The sequence below is a fragment of the Pseudomonas sp. UBT genome (genome assembly GCF_050915955.1).
Taxonomy (GTDB): Bacteria; Pseudomonadota; Gammaproteobacteria; order Pseudomonadales; family Pseudomonadaceae; genus Aquipseudomonas; species Aquipseudomonas antarctica_A.
Window position 1 is genome coordinate 4,859,320 of sequence record NZ_CP168079.1, and the last position, 20,311, is coordinate 4,879,630.

General features: G+C 61.8%; 21 protein-coding genes, 1 tRNA gene and 1 riboswitch. Of the genes, 8 read left to right on the top strand and 14 right to left on the bottom strand.

Features of this window, described 5'->3' with window-relative positions; translation table 11 throughout:
• Positions 1-53: 53 nt before the first annotated feature.
• The 3 genes from ACDZ94_RS22435 to uvrB all read right to left on the bottom strand — a co-directional run bounded on the left by ACDZ94_RS22435 (position 54) and on the right by uvrB (position 3,992).
• Positions 54-129: transfer RNA gene (locus ACDZ94_RS22435), tRNA-Ala, on the bottom strand.
• 147 nt (positions 130-276) lie between these two features.
• Positions 277-1,758, bottom strand: coding sequence for a glutamate--tRNA ligase (gene gltX / locus ACDZ94_RS22440; RefSeq protein ID WP_064453260.1), 1,482 nt, complete (start codon positions 1,756-1,758; stop codon positions 277-279).
• A 218-nt stretch (positions 1,759-1,976) separates the two neighbouring features.
• Positions 1,977-3,992 (bottom strand): excinuclease ABC subunit UvrB, encoded by a 2,016-nt coding sequence (gene uvrB / locus ACDZ94_RS22445; protein WP_064453261.1) that lies wholly within the window; start codon positions 3,990-3,992, stop codon positions 1,977-1,979.
• A gap of 343 nt (positions 3,993-4,335) precedes the next feature.
• Between uvrB and ACDZ94_RS22450 the strand changes: the two genes are divergently transcribed.
• The gene (locus ACDZ94_RS22450; RefSeq protein ID WP_432750848.1) at positions 4,336-5,532 is read left to right on the top strand and encodes an amino acid aminotransferase; all 1,197 of its coding nucleotides are present in this window, start codon (positions 4,336-4,338) and stop codon (positions 5,530-5,532) included.
• A 112-nt stretch (positions 5,533-5,644) separates the two neighbouring features.
• Positions 5,645-5,854 (top strand): hypothetical protein, encoded by a 210-nt coding sequence (locus ACDZ94_RS22455; RefSeq protein ID WP_016970937.1) that lies wholly within the window; start codon positions 5,645-5,647, stop codon positions 5,852-5,854.
• A 105-nt stretch (positions 5,855-5,959) separates the two neighbouring features.
• On the opposite strand, the gene ptrR is transcribed toward ACDZ94_RS22455, so the two are convergent.
• The gene (gene ptrR, locus ACDZ94_RS22460; protein ID WP_064453263.1) at positions 5,960-6,832 is read right to left on the bottom strand and encodes a putrescine utilization regulator PtrR; all 873 of its coding nucleotides are present in this window, start codon (positions 6,830-6,832) and stop codon (positions 5,960-5,962) included.
• 103 nt (positions 6,833-6,935) lie between these two features.
• Here ptrR and ACDZ94_RS22465 point away from each other — a divergent pair, with 103 nt between their 5' ends.
• A complete protein-coding gene (locus ACDZ94_RS22465) occupies positions 6,936-8,327 on the top strand; it encodes an aldehyde dehydrogenase family protein (RefSeq protein ID WP_432750849.1) in 1,392 nt (463 codons plus the stop codon).
• 306 nt (positions 8,328-8,633) lie between these two features.
• Here ACDZ94_RS22465 and ACDZ94_RS22470 read toward each other — a convergent pair whose 3' ends face one another.
• Genes ACDZ94_RS22470 through ACDZ94_RS22480 form a run of 3 tightly spaced genes read right to left on the bottom strand, consistent with a single transcriptional unit; the run spans position 8,634 to position 11,555 of the window.
• Positions 8,634-9,650 (bottom strand): sensor histidine kinase, encoded by a 1,017-nt coding sequence (locus ACDZ94_RS22470; protein WP_221295256.1) that lies wholly within the window; start codon positions 9,648-9,650, stop codon positions 8,634-8,636.
• Positions 9,643-11,124 carry an RAD55 family ATPase gene (locus tag ACDZ94_RS22475; RefSeq protein WP_432750850.1) on the bottom strand — a complete coding sequence of 494 codons (1,482 nt, stop codon included), beginning with the start codon at positions 11,122-11,124 and terminating at the stop codon, positions 9,643-9,645. The genes ACDZ94_RS22470 and ACDZ94_RS22475 overlap by 8 nt, the downstream gene beginning before the upstream one ends.
• Complete coding sequence (locus tag ACDZ94_RS22480; protein WP_259746347.1) at positions 11,121-11,555, bottom strand: hypothetical protein; 435 nt, start codon at positions 11,553-11,555, stop codon at positions 11,121-11,123. Before ACDZ94_RS22480 ends, ACDZ94_RS22475 begins: the two co-directional genes overlap by 4 nt.
• 118 nt (positions 11,556-11,673) lie before the next feature.
• Positions 11,674-11,867, top strand: a riboswitch (cobalamin riboswitch).
• 114 nt (positions 11,868-11,981) lie between these two features.
• Between ACDZ94_RS22480 and ACDZ94_RS22485 the strand changes: the two genes are divergently transcribed.
• The 3 genes from ACDZ94_RS22485 to ACDZ94_RS22495 are packed head-to-tail and all read left to right on the top strand — an operon-like array spanning position 11,982 to position 14,754.
• Positions 11,982-12,992 carry an ABC transporter substrate-binding protein gene (locus ACDZ94_RS22485; protein ID WP_432750851.1) on the top strand — a complete coding sequence of 337 codons (1,011 nt, stop codon included), beginning with the start codon at positions 11,982-11,984 and terminating at the stop codon, positions 12,990-12,992.
• Positions 12,989-13,993 carry a FecCD family ABC transporter permease gene (locus tag ACDZ94_RS22490; RefSeq protein ID WP_221295259.1) on the top strand — a complete coding sequence of 335 codons (1,005 nt, stop codon included), beginning with the start codon at positions 12,989-12,991 and terminating at the stop codon, positions 13,991-13,993. Before ACDZ94_RS22485 ends, ACDZ94_RS22490 begins: the two co-directional genes overlap by 4 nt.
• On the top strand, positions 13,990-14,754 hold the full coding sequence (locus tag ACDZ94_RS22495; RefSeq protein ID WP_064453270.1) for an ABC transporter ATP-binding protein: 765 nt from the start codon (positions 13,990-13,992) through the stop codon (positions 14,752-14,754). Before ACDZ94_RS22490 ends, ACDZ94_RS22495 begins: the two co-directional genes overlap by 4 nt.
• A gap of 63 nt (positions 14,755-14,817) precedes the next feature.
• On the opposite strand, the gene ACDZ94_RS22500 is transcribed toward ACDZ94_RS22495, so the two are convergent.
• Genes ACDZ94_RS22500 through tspO form a run of 4 tightly spaced genes read right to left on the bottom strand, consistent with a single transcriptional unit; the run spans position 14,818 to position 16,972 of the window.
• Positions 14,818-15,315 (bottom strand): GNAT family N-acetyltransferase, encoded by a 498-nt coding sequence (locus ACDZ94_RS22500; protein WP_064453271.1) that lies wholly within the window; start codon positions 15,313-15,315, stop codon positions 14,818-14,820.
• Positions 15,312-15,536 carry a hypothetical protein gene (locus ACDZ94_RS22505; RefSeq protein ID WP_221295260.1) on the bottom strand — a complete coding sequence of 75 codons (225 nt, stop codon included), beginning with the start codon at positions 15,534-15,536 and terminating at the stop codon, positions 15,312-15,314. Before ACDZ94_RS22505 ends, ACDZ94_RS22500 begins: the two co-directional genes overlap by 4 nt.
• Before the next feature lie 57 nt (positions 15,537-15,593).
• On the bottom strand, positions 15,594-16,532 hold the full coding sequence (locus tag ACDZ94_RS22510) for an alpha/beta hydrolase (protein WP_221295261.1): 939 nt from the start codon (positions 16,530-16,532) through the stop codon (positions 15,594-15,596).
• Entirely contained in the window at positions 16,532-16,972 is a 441-nt protein-coding gene (tspO, locus tag ACDZ94_RS22515) for a tryptophan-rich sensory protein TspO (RefSeq protein ID WP_064453274.1), read from the bottom strand. Before tspO ends, ACDZ94_RS22510 begins: the two co-directional genes overlap by 1 nt.
• Positions 16,973-17,169: 197 nt before the next feature.
• On the opposite strand from tspO, the gene chrA reads away from it, so the two are divergent.
• Entirely contained in the window at positions 17,170-18,381 is a 1,212-nt protein-coding gene (gene chrA, locus ACDZ94_RS22520; RefSeq protein ID WP_432750852.1) for a chromate efflux transporter, read from the top strand.
• Here chrA and ACDZ94_RS22525 read toward each other — a convergent pair.
• Positions 18,368-18,943: a nucleotidyltransferase family protein gene (locus ACDZ94_RS22525; RefSeq protein WP_262665604.1), complete on the bottom strand. Its 576-nt coding sequence runs from the start codon at positions 18,941-18,943 to the stop codon at positions 18,368-18,370. The two genes, chrA and ACDZ94_RS22525, sit on opposite strands and share 14 nt — an antisense overlap.
• Before the next feature lie 415 nt (positions 18,944-19,358).
• Here ACDZ94_RS22525 and ACDZ94_RS22530 point away from each other — a divergent pair, with 415 nt between their 5' ends.
• Positions 19,359-19,598 (top strand): DUF6124 family protein, encoded by a 240-nt coding sequence (locus ACDZ94_RS22530; RefSeq protein ID WP_064453277.1) that lies wholly within the window; start codon positions 19,359-19,361, stop codon positions 19,596-19,598.
• A 77-nt stretch (positions 19,599-19,675) separates the two neighbouring features.
• Here ACDZ94_RS22530 and ACDZ94_RS22535 read toward each other — a convergent pair whose 3' ends face one another.
• Together ACDZ94_RS22535 and ACDZ94_RS22540 are read right to left on the bottom strand one after the other, a co-directional pair.
• The gene (locus tag ACDZ94_RS22535) at positions 19,676-19,975 is read right to left on the bottom strand and encodes a hypothetical protein (RefSeq protein WP_053257115.1); all 300 of its coding nucleotides are present in this window, start codon (positions 19,973-19,975) and stop codon (positions 19,676-19,678) included.
• Between the two features lie 88 nt (positions 19,976-20,063).
• Positions 20,064-20,297: a hypothetical protein gene (locus tag ACDZ94_RS22540; protein WP_221295263.1), complete on the bottom strand. Its 234-nt coding sequence runs from the start codon at positions 20,295-20,297 to the stop codon at positions 20,064-20,066.
• Positions 20,298-20,311: the final 14 nt, after the last annotated feature.

Here is a 20,311-nt window from a genome sequence, read left to right on the forward strand (position 1 = left end):
AGCTAGGCCTGATCAATTCAAGGACGGTGTGGCCAGACCTTGAACCTGTAAATTGGTGGAGCTAAACGGGATCGAACCGTTGACCTCTTGCATGCCATGCAAGCGCTCTCCCAGCTGAGCTATAGCCCCTCATCGGTGAGGACGGGGCGAATCTTAATGGCGGTTTGGAAGTGTGTCAAATTTATTTTCAACAATTTCCAAAATTTTTTGCCGGGATAACAATCACTTACCGCCCAAACCCCGGAAAACCGGGGTTTGACCGTTACAACCCGTTGCTTAGCCGATAGCGCCCAGCAACTTTTCCCACTCTTTGTTTTCTTTCTTCGACACACCCCCAAGCAAATCAAGGGCTTGGCGCAGACGGAAACGCGTGAGGTCCGGGCCGAGAATTTCCATCGCATCGAGTACCGATACCGAACTGGCCTGCCCGGTAATGGCGGCAAACATCAGCGGCATGGCATCGCGCAACTTCAGCTCAAGGGACTCGACCACCGCCTGGATCGTCGCGGTGATCGCCTCTTTTTCCCACTGACGCAGGCTTTCGAGCTTCCACAGGATCAACTGCATCAACTGGCGAACCTGGTCACCCGAGAGCTTTTTGGATTCAAACAGCTTGGCATCCGGGTTCACGCCACCGGCAAAGAAGAAACTGGCCAACGGTGCGACCTGGCTGAACGTCTCCACCCTGCCCTGCACCAGCGGTGCGATCTTCATCATGTACTCGGGATTCAATGCCCACTGCTGCACGCGACTGGCGAACTCTTCCACCGGCAGGTCACGCAGCCACTGGCCATTGAGCCACGACAGCTTCTCGATATCGAAGATCGGCCCGCCCAGCGAGACGCGTGACAGGTCGAAGTTATCGACCATTTCCTGCAGCGAGAACTTCTCGCGCTCGTCCGGCATCGACCAGCCCATACGGCCCAGGTAGTTGAGCATCGCCTCAGGCATGAAGCCCATGCGCTCGTAGAACGTCACCGACGTCGGGTTCTTGCGCTTGGACAACTTGCTCTTGTCCGGGTTACGCAGCAGCGGCATGTAGCACAACTGCGGTTGTTCCCAGCCGAAGTACTCGTACAGCAGAATCAGTTTAGGCGCCGACGGCAGCCATTCTTCGCCGCGCAGCACGTGGGTGATGCCCATCAGGTGGTCGTCGACCACGTTGGCCAGGAAGTACGTCGGCAGGCCGTCGGTCTTCATCAGCACCTGCATGTCCATGCGGTCCCACGGGATCTCGACGTCCCCGCGCAGCATGTCCGGCACCACGCACACACCTTCGCTCGGTACTTTCATGCGGATAACGTGAGGCTCGCCGGCAGCCAGGCGCTGGGCCACTTCTTCTTTCGAGAGCAGCAGCGCGCGGCCGTCGTAGCGCGGGGTTTCGCCACGGGCCTGTTGCTCGGCGCGCATCTGGTCCAGCTCTTCGGCGGTGCAGAAGCACGGGAACGCATGGCCCATGTCGACCAATTGCTGGGTGTACTGCTTGTAGATCTCGCTGCGCTCGCTTTGGCGATACGGGCCGTGCGGGCCACCGACGTCCGGGCCTTCCGCCCAAGTAATGCCCAACCAGCGCAGGGCATCGAAAATCTGCTGTTCCGACTCACGGGTCGAACGCACTTGATCGGTGTCTTCGATCCGCAAGATGAATTCACCACCGTGCTGCTTGGCAAAGCAGTAGTTGAACAGGGCGATGTAAGCAGTACCGACGTGGGGATCCCCAGTAGGCGATGGCGCAATGCGCGTGCGGACGGTGGTCATGGCAGGTCTCGAATGGGCGATAAAACTGAAAATTGAAACAAGGGGGGAATGGTAACAGCCTGGGGTGGTTGGGCTCCAGCGTGGGTGATTCTGGTGGACCGCGGTGCCGCCATTCGCGAGCAAGCCCGCTACCACATTCGACCGCATTCTCATGCTGGAAATCGGTCAACTGTGGGAGCTGGCTTGCCTGCGATGAGGCCACCACCGTCACCGCAAAATCAAACAGCCAACAACCGCTCCCGCAACTTGCCGATCTCATCCCGCGTCTGCGCGGCCGCTTCGAACTCAAGATCCCGTGCCAGCTGGTACATCTTCTCTTCCAACTGCCGAATCCGCTTGGTGATCTCACTCGGCGAGCGCAGTTCGTTTTCGTACTTGGCGCTTTCTTCGGCAGCCTTGGCCATACCCTTGCGCTTCTTGCTGCGCGAACCGGGCACGGTGGCGCCTTCCATGATGTCGGCGACGTCCTTGAACACGCCTCTCGGGATGATGCCATTCTCCAGGTTGAAGGCAATCTGCTTGTCACGGCGGCGCTCGGTCTCGCCAATTGCCCGCTCCATGGAGCCGGTGATGCGATCCGCGTAAAGAATCGCCCGGCCATTGAGGTTGCGCGCCGCACGGCCGATGGTCTGGATCAACGAGCGCTCGGAACGCAGGAAGCCTTCCTTGTCGGCATCGAGGATCGCCACCAGTGACACTTCCGGCATGTCCAGGCCTTCGCGCAGCAGGTTGATCCCCACCAGCACGTCAAAGGTGCCCAGGCGCAGGTCGCGGATAATCTCGACGCGCTCCACGGTGTCGATGTCCGAGTGCAAATAGCGCACGCGTACGCCGTGGTCGGCCAGGTAGTCAGTCAAGTCTTCGGACATGCGCTTGGTCAGCGTGGTGACCAGCACCCGCTCTTCCAGGGCCACGCGCTTGGTGATCTCCGAGAGCAAGTCATCGACCTGGGTCAGCGCCGGGCGGATCTCGATTTGCGGGTCCACCAGGCCGGTCGGGCGCACCAGTTGCTCAATCACGCGCCCCGCATGCTCGGCTTCGTAGTTACCCGGCGTGGCCGAGACAAAGATCGTCTGCGGGCTGATGCTTTCAAACTCGTCAAAACGCATCGGCCGGTTATCCAGCGCCGAAGGCAGGCGGAAGCCGTACTCCACCAAGGTTTCCTTACGCGAACGGTCACCTTTGTACATCGCCCCCACCTGCGGCACGCTGACGTGGGACTCGTCGATCACCAGCAAGGCGTCGTCCGGCAGGTAATCAAACAGGGTCGGCGGCGCCTGCCCGGATTCGCGCCCCGAGAGGTAGCGCGAGTAGTTTTCGATGCCGTTGCAGTAACCCAGCTCGAGGATCATCTCCAGGTCAAACCGAGTGCGCTGCTCCAGGCGCTGGGCTTCCACCAGCTTGTTGTTGGCACGCAGGTATTCCAGGCGCTCGGCCAACTCGACCTTGATACCCTCGATGGCGCCCATCAGGGTTTCGCGCGGGGTCACATAGTGGCTTTTCGGGTAGAAGGTAAAGCGCGGCAGCTTGCGGATCACCTCGCCAGTCAACGGGTCGAAGGCCGACAGGCTCTCGACTTCATCGTCGAACAGCTCGATGCGGATCGCTTCCAGGTCGGACTCCGCCGGGTAGATGTCGATCACATCACCGCGTACGCGGAAGGTGGCGCGGGCAAAGTCCATGTCGTTGCGGGTGTATTGCAAGCTCGTCAGGCGCCGCAGCAGCTCGCGCTGGTCGAGTTTGTCGCCCCGATCAACGTGCAACACCATCTTCAAATAAGCTTCCGGGCTGCCCAGGCCGTAGATGCACGACACCGTGGTGACGATGATCGCGTCCTTGCGCTCCAGCAGCGCCTTGGTCGCCGACAGCCGCATCTGCTCGATGTGGTCGTTGATCGACGCATCCTTCTCGATAAAGGTATCGGAGGACGGCACATACGCTTCGGGCTGGTAGTAGTCGTAGTAGGAAACGAAGTATTCCACTGCGTTATTCGGGAAAAACGCCTTGAACTCGCCGTAGAGCTGCGCGGCCAGGGTCTTGTTCGGCGCCAGCACCAAGGTGGGCCGATTGGTCTGCGCAATCACGTTGGCGATGCTGAAGGTCTTGCCTGAACCGGTCACCCCGAGCAGCGTCTGGTGCGCCAGGCCGGCTTCGATGCCTTCAACCATCAGGCGAATGGCTTCGGGTTGGTCGCCGGCGGGTTCAAAACGGGTGACGAGCTGGAAATCCGACATAACGTACCTCGTGAAGTCACCCCAGACTCAATACCGCCAGGGACGAAATAGCTCAGCAACCCGCGAATAGTCATCGCAGGTTGCAGGAAAAAACCATGATAGCTGTAGAAGTGGTGGCGAATGTGACGGGTTTCAAGGCAATCGTCCTACCTGCCGTCGCTGGCCAATGTTGCAATAAGACTAACGGTCGGCAAATAAACCGAAAAACATGGCCGAAAAGCCGTTTCGGTTGTCGCCCTCAGCCGGGATGGCCTCTATACTAGCTCCCCGTTTGTGCACCGCTCTAGTGCATTCGGCTGGAGCGCGACACGTCCCTCCATTCCCCCATAGAGCTGCCGCAAAAATGAGCCTGTTCTCCGCTGTCGAAATGGCACCACGCGATCCAATCCTGGGCCTCAACGAAGCATTCAACGCCGACACCCGAACCACCAAGGTCAACCTTGGCGTGGGCGTTTATTGCAACGAGGAGGGGAAGATTCCACTCTTGCGTGCCGTTGCCGAAGCGGAAGCCGTTCGCGTGGCGCAACACGCCGCCCGTGGCTACTTGCCGATCGATGGCATCGTGGCGTACGACCAGGCCGTGCAAAAGCTGCTGTTCGGCGCTGAATCGCCGCTGCTGAGCGCCGGCCGTGTCATCACCGCACAAGCGGTCGGCGGCACCGGCGCGCTGAAAATCGGTGCCGACTTCCTCAAGCAACTGCTGCCCAACGCCGTCGTCGCCATCAGCGACCCGAGCTGGGAAAACCACCAGGCGCTGTTCGAAAAAGCCGGCTTCCCGGTGCAAACCTATCGCTACTACGACGCCGCCACCCACGACGTGAACCGTGCAGGTCTGCTCGATGACCTCAACGCCCTGCCGCCGCAGTCCATCGTGGTGCTGCACGCCTGCTGCCACAACCCGACCGGCGTCGACCTGAGCCCGGCCGACTGGCAAAACGTGCTGGATGTGGTCAAGGCCAAGAACCTGGTGCCGTTCCTCGACATGGCCTACCAGGGCTTCGGCGACGGCATCCACGAAGACGCCGCAGCGGTGCGCCTGTTCGCTGAATCGGGCCTGACCTTCTTTGTGTCCAGCTCGTTCTCCAAGTCGTTCTCGCTGTACGGCGAGCGCGTGGGCGCGCTGTCGATCGTCAGCGAATCCAAGGAAGAAAGCGCGCGCATCCTGTCCCAGGTCAAGCGTGTGATCCGCACCAACTACTCCAACCCGCCAACCCACGGCGCGGCGATCGTTGCGGCAGTGCTGAACAACCCTGAGCTGCGCGCCCAGTGGGAAGCCGAACTGGCTGAAATGCGCCTGCGCATCCGTGGCATGCGTGAACAGATGGTCGCTGAACTGGCCAAGGCAGCGCCAGGCCACGACTTCAGCTTCGTCGGCCGCCAGCGCGGGATGTTCTCCTACTCCGGCCTGACGGTTGAGCAAGTCACCCGTTTGCGCACCGAATTTGGTATCTACGCGCTGGACACTGGCCGCATCTGCGTAGCAGCGCTGAACCAGTCCAACATTGATGCGGTAACCAAGGCGATTGTTCAGGTTCTATAAACCTGACGGTGCTGAACGAAGGGAAGCCGCGGCTTCCCTTTTTTAATGCCTGTCGCAAAACACCCCGCTCCCCTAGACTGAACGTCGACTGCCCCTTTGCTGTGAGAGCCTTATGAGAAACGACGACCTGGACCTGCGCGCCGACCGCGACGAATTGCATGACTACACGCCCCGCGCCCCGCAAGCCAAGCGCCAGAAAAGCCTGGTACTGCAAGTGGCCCTCGGCGTGTTCCTCGGTGGACTGGCCTTGTGGCTGGTGCAGTTGGGTGCGACGGCGATCATGGCCAAACTGGCGATGGGCACCTTCCAGTTCGGCGGCTAACAAAGATCACCTGGGGAGCTGGCTAGCCTGCGATTGCGTCAGGCCTGCCGATACCTCTATCACTGATACCCCGTTATCGCAGGCAAGCCAGCTCCCACACTGGATCTACTTCGCTTGCAGAGCGCGCTCTTCCAACAGCTTCACAAAACTGTTCAAACTCTGCGACACCGTGCCCCGGCGCCAGATCAGCCAGGTATGCAGAATGCGGAACGCGTCGCTCAACGGCCACACACTCACCGCCGTAAACCCTGGCATGCTCTCCAACATGCTGCGCGGCATCAGCGCCAGGCCGGCGCCGGCGCTGACGCAGGCGAGCATGCCGTGGTAGGACTCCATCTCGAAAATCTTGCCCGGCACCGCGCCATCCTGTGAGAACCAACGTTCGAAGTGATGGCGATACGAGCAGTTCGAGCGAAAGGTGTAGATGCTCTCCCCCGCCACATCCTGGCCGCGGGTGATCGGCGCGTGATGCAGCGGCGCAATCACCACCATTTCTTCTTCAAACACCGCCACGCCCTCCAGCGTGGCATGCAGCACCGGGCCGTCGACAAACGCCGCCGCCAGGCGCCCCGACAACACGCCCTCGATCATCGTGCCCGACGGTCCGGTGCTCAGGTCCAGCTCGACCTTGGTGTGCTTCTGGTTATACGCCGCGAGCAACGCCGGGATACGCACGGCGGCCGTGCTCTCCAGCGAGCCGAGGGCAAACGCGCCCTGGGGCTCCTCGCCCGCCACCGTCGCGCGGGCTTCTTGCACCAGGTCGAGAATACGCCGCGTGTAGCCGAGGAAATTCCACCCGGCCGGTGACAGACGCAGGCGGCTTTTCTCGCGGATAAACAGCTCCACACCCAAGTCCTGCTCCAGTTGCTTGATACGCGTGGTCAGGTTCGACGGCACGCGATGAATCAACTGCGCGGCGGCGCTGATGCTGCCTTGCTCGGCAACGGCCTTGAAGATTTCCAGCTGCACCAGATCCAAATCATTCTCCAATCGTGAACGTATCGCTTAATATTATTCAGTTTCCATAAAACATGCATCCCCGTAGGCTGAACCCATTCCACTCATTCAGCCGGACGGTGCCATGAACGCGATTACTCAGCAGACTCACGCCTTGTCGATCAACCCCGCCAACGGCGAAACGGTCGGCAGCTACCCTTACGAAACCGAGGCGCAGCTGGACGCTGCTCTCAACCGCGCCACCGGCGCCTTCCGCACCTGGCGCCGCCAGCCAGTCAGCCAACGCGCCGAACGGCTGCTGGCCCTGGCCAGCGTCCTGCGTGACCAAGCCGAAGACATGGCGCAGATGATCACCCTGGAAATGGGCAAACCCATCGCCCAGGCTCGCGCCGAAATTGAAAAATGCGCACAACTCAGCGAATGGTATGCCGCCCACGGCCCGGCCATGCTCGCGCCGGAGCCAACGCTGGTAGACAACGGCAGTGCCCAGATCGAATACCGCCCGCTGGGCCCGATCCTCGCGGTGATGCCGTGGAACTTCCCGGTCTGGCAAGTGCTGCGCGGCGCCGTGCCGACGATGCTCGCCGGCAACACCTACGTGCTCAAACACGCGCCAAACGTGATGGGCAGCGCCTACCTGATGAAAGCGGCATTCCAAAAAGCCGGTTTCGCTGAAGGCCTGTTCGAAGTGATCAACGTGACCCAGGACGGCGTCTCCACCGCCATCGCCGACCCACGCATCGCCGCCGTCACGCTCACCGGCAGCGTACGCGCCGGCATGGCCATCGGCTCCCAGGCCGGTGCCGCGCTGAAAAAATGCGTGCTGGAACTGGGCGGCTCCGACCCGTTTATCGTGCTCAACGACGCCGACCTCGACGCCGCCGTTCAGGCCGCCGTGATCGGGCGCTTCCAGAACAGCGGCCAAGTCTGCGCCGCCGCCAAGCGCTTGATCATCGAAGACGGCGTGGTAGAAGCGTTCACCGCTAAATTCCTCGAAGCCAGCCGCGCACTGGTCATGGGCGACCCCACATTGACCAGCACCTACGTCGGCCCGATGGCGCGCTTCGATCTGCGCGACGAGCTGCACGGCCAGGTCCAGGCCACCTTGGACGAAGGCGCGACCCTGCTACTGGGCGGCCACAAAGTACCCGGCGACGGCAACTACTATGCGCCCACCGTACTGGCCAACGTCACCGACCAGATGACCTCGTTCAAACAGGAACTGTTCGGCCCCGTGGCCTCGATCATCACCGCCCGCGATGCCGACCACGCCGTGGCCCTGGCCAACGACAGCGAGTTCGGCCTGACGGCGAGCATCTTCACCACCGACTCAACAAAGGCACGCGACATCGCCAACCAACTGGAAACCGGCGGGATCTTCGTCAACGCCTTCAGCGTCTCGGACCCTCGGGTAGCCTTTGGCGGCATCAAGAAAAGTGGGTTTGGGCGGGAGTTGTCGCACTTTGGCGTGCGCGAATTCTGCAACGCGCAGACGGTGTGGCTGGATCGCAAATAAGCCTCTTAGGCAGGCCTTTATATTGGGGGCAAGCAAACGACCTGTGGCGAGCGGGCTTGCCCTAATGCCGTTCAGTTAAGCGAACGCAATGCTAAAAGCAGCGAAGATCAAATGTGGGAGCGGCGTTGCGACGATTCGACTTGCCCGCGAAGACGTCTGCCCAGCAAACATTGATGTTGGCTGACCCACCGCTTTCGCGGGCAAGCCCGCTCCCACAGGGGATCTGCGCTTAACAAAACGGCATTGGGGCAAGCCTGCTCTCCACAACAGGCCTGCTCGCCACAGCGACTGTGGCGAGCAGGCAGGTCAGTGAGACAAGGGCAACGTCACCACAAACTCGCTGCCACGGCCCTTGCCTTCGCTTTTGGCGGTGACCTTGCCGCCATGCGCTTCAACCAGCTCGCGAACCACCGTCAACCCGATCCCCAACCCCGAACCGTTGAAACCAATGGCGTGCTCGTCCTGCACGTAAGGGTCAAAGATGAGCGGCAGCGCCTTGGCCGATACGCCGATGCCATTGTCACAAATGCTGATCCTCAACTCGTCCGCCACGCTGACCGACAGCACGATCCGGCCGCCCACCGGCGTGTACTTGGCCGCGTTGGCCAGCAGGTTATGCAGGATTTGCGAAAGGCGCCCAGGGTCGCCACTGAACATCAAGCTGCCGTCAGGCAGATGCGCATCGAATTGCTGCTGTTTTGCCCGCATCACCGGGCCGCACGCATCAATCGCGCTTCTGAGGATCTGCAGCATGTCGACATCACTTCGCTCGATACGCAGCTTGCCCGTGCTCACGCGGGACACGTCCAGCAAGTCGTCAACCAACTGTGAAATATGCTGCACCTGCCCCTCGATCAGCTCACGCATGCGTGGTAACTGGTCGCTCGGCAGGCGCACCATGCGCTCGGCGATCATGCTGATCGGCGTCAATGGGTTGCGCAGCTCATGCGCCACCATCGCCAGGATACTTTTCTGCTGGCCCAGCGCACGCTCGGCTGTCGCCTGCAGGTCTTGCGCGCTGAGCGCCGCGATGACTAACTGCGCGTTCGCCTCGCGAAGCTCCTGGTACAAACGCTGCTCCTCCAGGGGCGGCGGCCTTGCAGCGTCGGATTGCGCCAGGAGGATAGCCAGTACCAGTTGCTGATTGGCCTCGATCACCTGCTCGACGTGCTGGGTATCCACCAGACGGCTGCTGGCATCAGTCAGTTGCTGCTGCAGAGCGGCGAGCACGGCACGCGCCTCAACGGTTTTTTGGCCGAGCAGGAACAGTTCGTGAGCGGCACTGGTCAGCTCACGTTCGTTCTTGCCGCCGCTTTCACTCATGAGTCGGGCTCACACATGTTTGTCTCGCTGAAGTCTTTTTGGTCGGCCGGCCGCCCAGCAACCCCTCCTGCTCAGGCAACATGTCGCGAATCTGCAGGCCGTGATCGTCGATGTGGTACTGGCGTAGCTGATCGGAGTGAGCACTGGCGCGCACCTTGACCACCGCCATGATGCGCAACAAACGGCTCTCGACTTCGATATACCGCTGCACGATGATCGCGTCGGTCAGGAACGCCGTGCCGTAGGGGCTGAAACGCAGGTCGGTGTAGCGGTCTTCCAACTCGGAGGTCATCAAGACGCTGACCCCGGCAGCCGTCAGTGCGGTGACCATGCGTGACAACGATTCGCGAAAGTCCGCGCGAAAGGTTGGCGCCAACGCCAGCTCAAAGCCCGACAGCGAATCAATCACCACGCGGGTGGCGTTCAAACGACTGATTTCGCCCAGCAGCAATTGCACGATTTCATCGATGGACAGGTCCGGCGAGCGGCTGTCCACCAGGCCAACCTGCCCGCTCTTGATCAACTCGGCCAACTTCGGGTTTTGCGAATGGTTGGGCCGTTGCTCGAACACCGCAATCACCCCGGTTTCACCGTTGCGTGCGCCTTCGGCCAGGAAGGTCGCCGCCAGAATGCTCTTGCCCGAGCCCGAAGGCCCGGCCACCAGCAGCGAATAGCCGCGAGGCAGGCCGCCACCGAGCATCTCATCGAGGGCCGGCACGCCCATTTTCAGACGCGTGATCGGGAACGTCGACGGCGCGTCAACCGAACGATTGATGGCGGCCGGTGGGAACACCCTGATCCCCGAGGTGGCGATACGGAAGGTGTGCAGGCCCGGCAACGTCGGCTGGCCGCGCATCTTCATGATCTCCATCTTGCGCACCATCGAGTTGCGCTCGACGCTTTGGCGCAGCCAGATCAGGCCGTCGGCCACGGTAAAGATCGGGTTGGAGTCGGTTTCGGTGAAATATTCGCCGATCAGGAAAGTCGTCGCCTGCCACGTGGTCATCAACATACCCAGTTGCTGGACGAACTGCGGCAGGTTGTTATTCGGGTTGTGCTGGGTCTGGCTGGCCAGCACCACGGAGCGGAACGAATCGACAAACACCAGCGACGGCGAATGTGCCTCGACCTCGCTGACAATTCGCCGCAACACCTCGTCCAGATCGCCGGCTAGGGTGTGGTCGGCCAAATTGATATAGCGAATCGACTGGTTAATCGCTTCGTTATCGAAAAAATCGAATTGCTGCTGATAGCGCAGCATCTTCAGCGGCGGCTCACCGAGCACGGTAAAGAACAGCGCCGGGCGCTCCGGCGTGGCCAGGGCAAACATCATCTGGTGCGCCAGGGTGGTTTTGCCACAGCCCGGCGGGCCTGCAATCAGGTTGAACGAAAACTCCGGCAGGCCTCCGCCCAGGACCTCGTCCAGTCCTGGCACACCCGTGGCCAGACGGTTGATAGTCACTTTGGTGCTCATGGCGAAATTTCCTGCGCAGAGGTGTCGCTCGAAGAAGGCTGCCACACGTCAACCAGCAGACGTGCAGTGAGTGAGGGCCCGATCAGCGTAGTCAGAAGCTCGTAGAGGGTTGTCAACAACACCTCACCGAAGAACAACGCGTCGGTTTCGTTCTGCTCGACGAGTACGGATTTGAGGGCAATCAGATCCATCGCAGCCGGCACACTGTCATAGGTGCCGGCCAGGCGTGGGTGGGTCGAGACGCACAGGTGGAAGCTGCGGCGGTACAGCGCGACAACGCCCTGCTGGCCAATAATGGGCGTCAATGCTGCGCCCATATCCTGCAAAATCGACACAATCGCCTCGGCGATGCTTGCAGTGTCAGCGTGCGGGCCAACACGGTGCGCCAGAGAAGCTACGATCCGGCGGCTCTCTTCGCTATGCGTGGGCATGTCTGACTAATATCTGATGAACAGAAGCTGATGGTACATCCTATATCGGCAGATAGAGACCCCACCGGCTGCGGCTGGCCAATTGCGCGCGGATCAGGCTCCCGCTGCCCGCCACGATCGACTACCATACCGCGCCGGTTCCCAAATGGGACTAATAGGGAATTCGACGCGCGGCACATCGCGCCAATCGAAACTGCCCCCGCAACTGTAGGTGCCGAGCCTGCTCCACATCGCCACTGGGCATTGCCCGGGAAGGCCGGAGCGTGGCGACGACGCATCAGTCAGGAGACCTGCCGGCCCAGTAACTCACTAACCGGCGGGGTGTCCGGGAAGGACGTCCTCGCCTGCCTGAACCGCAGCCTTCGAGGGGGTGTTTCCGAACCGTACCGCTCCAGTTCCACGTACGGTCCATACGGAGATAGCCCCATGCTGCCACGCGTCACCGCCCTGCTCACCGGCTTGGGCTTCTGCGCCCTGGCCCACGCGGCCCCCACTCATTACCCGCTGACGGTGCAGAACTGCGGTAGCACGCTGACCTTCGCGCAGGCACCTGCGCGCAGCGTGACCATCGGCCAGGCAGCCACTGAAATGCTCTATGCACTGGGCGTGGCCGACACGGTGGTCGGCACCTCGCTGTGGTTCAACCGCGTATTGCCCACGTTCAAGGCGCAGAACGACACCATCGAGCGCCTGGCCGATAACGAGCCAAGCTTCGAAGCCGTGATCGCCAAGCGCCCGCAACTGGTGGCCGCCGAGCTGGAATGGGTGGTCGGCCCGCAGGGCGTGGTTGGCACCCGCGAGCAATTCCACGAGCTGAAGATTCCCACCTACCTGCTGCCCTCCGACTGCGAAGGCAAGGACAACCTGGTGGGTGCCGACGGCACGCGGCTGGAGCCGTTCCGCATCGACACAATTTACAAAAGCATCCTCCAACTGGCCGAGATCTTCGATGTACAGGATCGCGGCCAGCAACTGAACGACGAGCTCAAGGCGCGCCTGGCCAACTCCGTCGCCACAGCGCAGAGCAAAGGCCTCAAGCAGGCCAGTGCGCTGGTCTGGTTCTCCAGCGCCGAGATGGCCAGCGACCCGTACGTCGCCGGCCACAAAGGTGTCCCCGAGTTCATGCTGGAAACCCTGGGCCTGCACAACGTCGTGCAGTCCGATGAAGAGTGGCCCGCCGTCGGCTGGGAAACCCTCGCCAAGGCCAACCCGACCTTCCTCGTGATCGCCCGCATGGACCGCCGCCGCTACCCGGCCGACGACCATGAAAAGAAACTCGCCTTCCTGCGCAGCGACCCGGTAACCCGCAACATGGACGCGGTGAAACACAACCGCATCATCGTCCTCGACGCCCTGGCCTTGCAGGCCAGCATCCGCACGTTCGATGGCCTGGAACAACTGGCCCACGCCATCGACGGCTACGACCTGCCCAAATGATACGCACCCTGCTCGCCCTCGCCCTGTTACTGCTCGCCGTGCTCGCCGGTGTGGCCATCGGCGAAACCGCCATCTCGCCGCAGGTCGTGCTCCAGGTGCTCGCCAATAAACTGTGGGCGGCGGGTTACGTGCTGGACCCGATCGACGAAGGGGTGGTGTGGAACTACCGCCTGACCCGCGCCCTGGTCGCCGCGGCGTGCGGTGCCGGGCTGGCCACGTGCGGGGTGATTTTGCAGTCGTTGCTGCGTAACCCGTTGGCTGACCCGTACCTGCTGGGCATCAGCGCCGGCGCGTCCACCGGCGCGGTATTGGTAGCGCTGATCGGCGTGGGCGGCGGGCTGATTTCGCTGTCGGCGGGTGCATTTGTCGGGGCCATGGCGGCCTTTGCACTGGTGATCCTGCTGGCGCGGGCCAGCGGCTCGTCCAGCGGCACAGGGCAGATCATCCTCGCAGGCATCGCCGGCTCGCAGCTGTTCAATGCCCTCACCGCGTTCCTGATTACCAAATCCGCCAGTTCCGAGCAGGCGCGCGGCATTCTGTTCTGGCTGCTGGGCAACCTCAGCGGCGTGCGCTGGCCATCGGTGTGGCTGGTGGTGCCGGTGGCGGTCGCAGGCCTGGCGGTGTGCCTGTGGCACCGTCGCGCGCTGGATGCGTTTACCTTTGGCACGGACTCCGCAGCGTCCCTGGGCATCCCGGTGCGGCGCGTGCAGTTTGTGCTGGTGGGCTGTGCCGCGCTGGTCACGGCGGTGATGGTGTCGATTGTCGGCTCTATCGGCTTTGTCGGGCTGGTGATTCCCCACGCCGTGCGCCTGCTGGTCGGCACCGGGCATTCGCGGTTGCTGCCGGCCAGCGCCTTGGGCGGCGCGCTGTTTTTGATTGCGGCAGATGTGCTGTCGCGCACGCTGATCAAGGGGCAGGTGATTCCGGTCGGCGTGGTGACCGCTTTGGTCGGCGCCCCGGTGTTTGCGCTGATTTTGATCGGCCGGAGGAATGCGCGATGAGCGTGCTCAGTTGCACCGGCCTGGGCTTCAAGGTGCGCGAGGCCGAGTTGCTGCGCGATATTCATCTTGAGGTTCGGTTGGGCGAAACCTTAGGCATCGTCGGCCCGAACGGCTCCGGCAAATCCACCCTGCTCAAACTGCTCGCCGGTTTGCGTGTACCCGCCAGCGGCGAAGTGCGCTTGAGCGGCCAACGCTTGAGCGGCCTGTCCCGCCGCGCCATCGCACAGCAGTTGGCCGTGGTGGAGCAACAAGCCGACACCGACGACGCGATCCGCGTGTTCGATGCCGTGGCGCTGGGCCGCACACCGTGGCTGTCGGCATTGAGCCCGTGGTCCGCGGAAGACCACGCCATCGTCAACCAGGCCTTGCATGACGTCGACGCCACCCACCTGAGCACACGCGCCTGGCGCAGCCTCTCCGGTGGTGAACGCCAACGCGTGCACATCGCCCGCGCCCTGGCGCAACGGCCGCAGATTCTGTTGCTGGACGAGCCGACCAATCACCTGGATATCCAGCATCAGTTGGCGATTTTAAAGGGCGTGCAGGCGCTGCCGGTAACCACGCTGATTGCGTTGCACGATCTGAATCAGGCGCTGACGTGTGATCGTTTGGCGGTGCTGGATCGCGGGCGGTTGGTCGCGCTGGGCAAGCCGCTGGAGGTGCTCACGCCGCAGCGCTTGCAGGACACGTTTGGCGTGCAGGCGCATTACCTGACGGACCCGTTTGATGGTGCGCAGATTCTGCGGCTGCGCTCAAACTGACAGGCGACTCACCGCTAAAAAGGGGGAAGCTGGCTTGCCTGCTCCCACATCAGGTCGGCGGCGTTAGAGGTGCCGCTGCATATGCGTCGTCCGCCACACCGGGTCCGCCTCGACATCCACCACCTCAAACCCCTGGCGCACCCAAAAATCAATCGCCCCCGGCAGAAACGGATGGGTATGCAGGTAAACCACCTCCACACCTTCCGCCCGAGCCTTCGCCTCCAGTACGCGGTACAACTCGCCTGCCAGACCAGAACGGCGAAAGGATGGCAGTACGAACAGGCGCACCACTTCCACCGTTTTAAGGCCTTGGTAATTCAGTTGGGGGAAACGGCCGTCGTAGGGCAAGTAGCCGATGGCGGCGACGATTTGGCCTTCAGCGCGGGCGATCAGGAACTGGCCGTCGCCATGAAGGTAGACCGCTTCAAATCGCGCCAGATCGTCCGGCATGCCGGTTGCGCTTAGCGTGGGGAAAAGCTCGGCGCGGGCCTCCAGGACGAAGGCCAGTACTGCTGGAACATCGGCGCCGGTGACGAACTGAAGGATGGGACTCTCGTTCATATAACCTTGATCTGGCGGATGCCTACCACCTCTGCCTGTTCCAGAATCTCCTCGGGGGCTGCGTCCGCAGTGGGCATGATCAACCCGTTTTCTGCATCGCCAAAATGCAACGCCAGCAAGTGCATTGCCGCTTCATGCCGGGGCAACTCGGACTGTTTCAATTCAAACACGTGGGTGCGGGGCTCGTCGTTGAACAGGTAGTTCAGGGTGTATTCGCGCATGGTGGGGTCCTGTGATGGGAGAGGAGTGACTGTTTATCCTGACCAAGCGATCAGGTTTTAAGTTCCTACTGCTGCCAGTCGCTGGGTTATCCAGGCCTTGGTGTGCATCAGCACATGGCCCGCCATCGCCACCGGAAAATGAATAAACCCATGGGCAGATTCCGCTAACAGGTGCGCTTCAACCTGCGTCTGCGCGCCCCACCGCTCGGCGATCAACAGCGTGTCATCCTTGAGCGGGTCCAATTCCCCGACAAACATCAATGCCGGCGGCAACCCGCTAAAATCGCCATACAACGGTGACAACGGTGGCTGTCGGCGCTCTTCATCACTCAGCCCCGGCGTGAGCATGCGCAACGCCTCGACCATACCCGGCCCGTCCAGCAACAACGTGTCCGGCCCGGCTGCGCGCACGCTGGGCGTGCCAGTCAAGTCATAAACCCCGTAATACAACACCGCCCCGCTCACGCGCTTGAGCAGATCCGGCCATTGCTTGAGCGCCAGCAACGTCGCCACTGCCAGGTGCCCACCGGCGGATTCACCCACCACAAACACCGGCAAGTCGGCAAACTCCGGGCAGTCGCCCAGCAGCCAGCGCGCGGCCGCCAGGCAGTCCTCCATCAGCCCTTCAACCGGCGTGTCGACCGCCAGCCGATAGTCCACCGACACCACCGCCACATCACAGGCCCGCACCATGCCCAGGTTCAGGTCGTCATCCATCTGTGCATTGCCGATCACCCAGCCGCCGCCGTGGATATCCAGCACCACGCCCTTGGCCTTGCCCTCGGGCCGCAGGATGCGCACGGGTACGCCAGCCACGCGCCGAGTTTCAGCCGCAGGTGCCTTTTTGACCCGTTGACTGGCCACCAGCAGCGCCTGGATCAGGCGCGGGGTAATGCGGTTGCGGATTTTGAAGCGCGGCAGCCAGGCGAGCTTTTTATTGAAACGGCGCATCTCGGCCAGCTCTGGCGCGCTGGCAGGCCACAGTGAATGAGCCATCAGCGGTTATTACGCAAAATCGAGAAATTCAATGCCGCCGCCACACTCAACCACGCCAGGTAGGGGAACAGGATCAACCCGGTGATCAAGTCCAAACGCAACGCCATCACCACCAGCGCCGCCACCACCAGCCACAACAGCACGATCACCACCATCCCGGCGAAAAGCTGATGCGCACCAAAAAACACTGGCGTCCACAGCGTGTTCAAGGCGATCTGCGCCGCCCACAGGCCCAAGGCCAATTGGCTGCCGGGGATCAGGGTGAGGCGATAGCCCGCCCAGGCGAGCAGCAAATAGATGACCGTCCAGGCCACCGGAAACAGCCAGTTGGGCGGTGTGAAGCCGGGCTTGACGAGGGACTCGTACCACTGACCGGGTTTAAAAATAATGCCTGTGCTCGCGGCGGCGCCGCAGGCAATCAGGAAAATAAGGAAGATCATGGTCTGTCCTTAGCTGAAATCAGCTGTGAGGGGTGAGAGGGCCTTTTTCCATGCTCCTTAAATGACTCAAACGCGCGCGTATAAATTCAATCCAGCGGAGCAGTTTTCGCCAACAACCGCCTCTTCTTCGCGTCATCGAAATCCGCTAGGGTGCCTCTACACTTTAGCCCGTTTTGCCTTCATCGAGACCCTGCGCCTTGGCCACTGCCTCCGCTGATCACCGCGCCAACCCCTGGTCGGTATTCCTGATCTTCCTGCGCCTGGGGCTCACCTCCTTCGGCGGCCCGGTGGCGCACCTGGGTTACTTTCGCGACGAGTTCGTCACCCGGCGGCGCTGGCTGAGTGAGCGCAGCTACGTCGACCTGGTGGCGCTGTGCCAATTCCTGCCCGGCCCGGCCAGCAGCCAGGTGGGCATTGCCCTCGGGCTATCGCGCGCGGGCTACGGCGGCGCGCTGGCGGCGTGGCTCGGGTTTACCTTGCCGTCGGCCCTGCTGCTGATTCTGTTCGCGCTGGGCCTTGCGCAACACAGCAGCGCCATCCCGCCCGGCGTGCTGCACGGCCTAAAAGTGGTGGCCGTCGCCGTGGTCGCCCAGGCCGTGTGGGGCATGGCGCGCAACCTGTGCACCGATGCTCCGCGCATCACCTTGATGCTGATCGCCGCCTGCGTGGCCCTGCTGCAAACCTCGGCCTGGGGCCAGGTCGGCGTGATCGGCGCCGCAGCGGTGGCGGGCCTGTTGTGGCTCAATACTCCGCCGTCCGCGCCCCATGACGCCCTGCCTATCACGCTAAGCCGCCGCGCGGGGGCGATGTGGTTGGCGTTGTTCCTGCTGTTGCTGGCGGGTTTGCCGCTACTGGCCGAGCTGGCGCCCGGCCAAGGCCTGGCGCTGATCGACGCGTTCTACCGCACCGGTTCGTTGGTGTTTGGCGGCGGCCACGTGGTGCTGCCCCTGCTGCAAGCCGAGGTCGTGCCGACTCACTGGGTGAGCAACGATGTATTCCTCGCCGGCTACGGCGCCGCCCAAGCCATGCCCGGCCCGTTGTTCACCTTCGCGGCGTTCCTCGGCGCGTCCATGCAGCAGGCCCCGACGGGCTGGCTCGGCGGCCTGCTGTGCCTGCTGGCGATCTTCGCGCCATCGTTTTTCCTGGTGATGGGCGCACTGCCCTTCTGGGAAACCCTGCGCCGCAGCCCCCGCACCCAGGCCGCGTTGGCGGGTGTGAACGCGGCGGTGGTCGGCCTGTTGCTGGCCGCGTTGTACCAACCGGTGTGGACCAGCGCGATCTTCAACGCGCGGGATTTCGGCCTGGCACTGGTCGCACTGGTGGCGTTGATGGTGTGGAAGTTGCCGCCGTGGCTGGTGGTGATCGGCAGTGGCGGGCTGGGGTGGCTATTGAGCGTTACGCTGGGATAGGGCCAGGCGCGACGATTTTGAGCCACGGCCAGCGCGCCTGATAACTGAGCGCCTTTTGCGCAAACAACTCGGGCTCGCGGTGCTGCGGATTAATCCGCAGTACGCCCTGCTCCACATCCGCCACCCCATAGGGCGCGTACACCTCGCCCGTCGCAATCTCCAGCCCGATGCACGTGCCCGCCACCAGGTAGCGATCCACGCCTTGTCTGGCCGTGTGCAATTGCGGATACGGCCGGCCAAAGCGCTCGCCATACCAGAGGTGAACCCGCGCCTGGTTCTTGACCTCGACGTTGACACCCAAGTCCTGAAACAGCCGCTCGGCCGCGCGTATGACCCTGTCCTCTGCTTCGTAGGACAGGTCCGTATCGAAGTAAAAAACGTCGTAGTCCTTCACGTCTTGAGCGACCGGACGGTTGGATTGATGGTTCCACACCGCCTGGAACAGGCAGCCCGCGGTCAGCATGCACTGATCCACACCGAGGTCAGGCAGGCGCGCGGTAATTTCGGCGTTGATCGGGTTGGCCATGGCGATTTCGAGCAGGGTTTTGACGGTCAATGTCATGTTGAATCCTTAAGAAGCGGGCCGGTTGCAGAGGCCGACTTTACAACAGCGCGGCGTCTGATTGATGAATCGCAGCGTAGGCAAAGGCTCTGGTGTGCGCAACGAAACGTCGCCGCCTTGCTCCATTGCCTACGCTTACGTCAGAATCCGCCGGCTTGTGCGCTGGGGTGGCCGTCTCTAAGGTTGCTCGGTCGCTGAATTGTTCAGTGATCGGGTTTAGTAGCCCAAGGTTTAACCTAACAAGTGCATAAGCTTCATCTATCAGACGTTCCTGTCTGTGCTTGATGGTGGCTGTGCGTAGGGCACCCTTGGGTGCGCCGGTTTTGTTAGGTTCCACCGGTCTACTAACCTGCGTACAGCTACCGCCTTTTCGTTTAGTAGCGATGAGGTTGTGGCCCAAGCAAGGAACTTAACAATGGTTAACGTCAAACCGGATTCAACTGCTCTCTTCACCGTCGTTCCCGACGCCAGCACCGAAACCCTCATCACCAACAGCTACGAAACCTTCGCCTGCGTCAGCACGCTATTGCTCGACCTGTCCGAAGACCTGTGCGGCAAACACCGTGACATCGCGCTGGCCATCCACCAACTGAGCGAACTGGGCGTGCTGCTCACGGCCAAATTGCTCGACCGCGAAGCACCCTGCCCTGGCTGATGGTTAGCCCTTCACCTCACCCGCCGAATTGGCGAGTGATGGCCGTGTGAGCGGCAGCGCCGCCGATGGCGCTGCCTTCAATTAGCGCCAGGGTAGTGATCTACGTACTGAATGGTGAAGTCGGGGTAGTGATCGACAATCTGGATCTTGTAGTCCGGGTAGTGATCGACGGTTTTCCATTTGCCGGCTGAGTCAGGGTAATGATCGACCTTCTGAACCTTGAGATCGGGGTAGTGATCGACAACCTGAACCTTGTAGTCAGGGTAGCTATCGACGAACTGGATATTGCCGTAAATCTTCGACACATCAACACTCGTACCCGCCGAAGCGCAGAAGGTACAGGTCAGCAACACTGACGCCAGAGCAACTTTAAACATGACAGCCTCATCCTGAGAAATCAAAGGCGCCATTCTAACGACCCTCGCGCAAAAAATCGCAGAGAGAAACGCGCTGCCTGGCGAATGATCAGCCCTTCAACTCACCCGCCCGATTACTCGCCGCATCGTCATAAGCCACATACAGCGACTCGGCGATTTGGCTTTTGATGGCTTTGGCGGATTCCAGACCCAACACAAAACCCTCAGCCTTACCGCCAGCGCGGTTGAGTTCTTCATGGGTGGAGGCGCCGGTGATAGCGTCAAGCAGCTTGGCGGCGTGAGGGCCTACGCCTTTTGGAAGGGAGATTTGGTCGATGGACATTGCGATACCTTTAA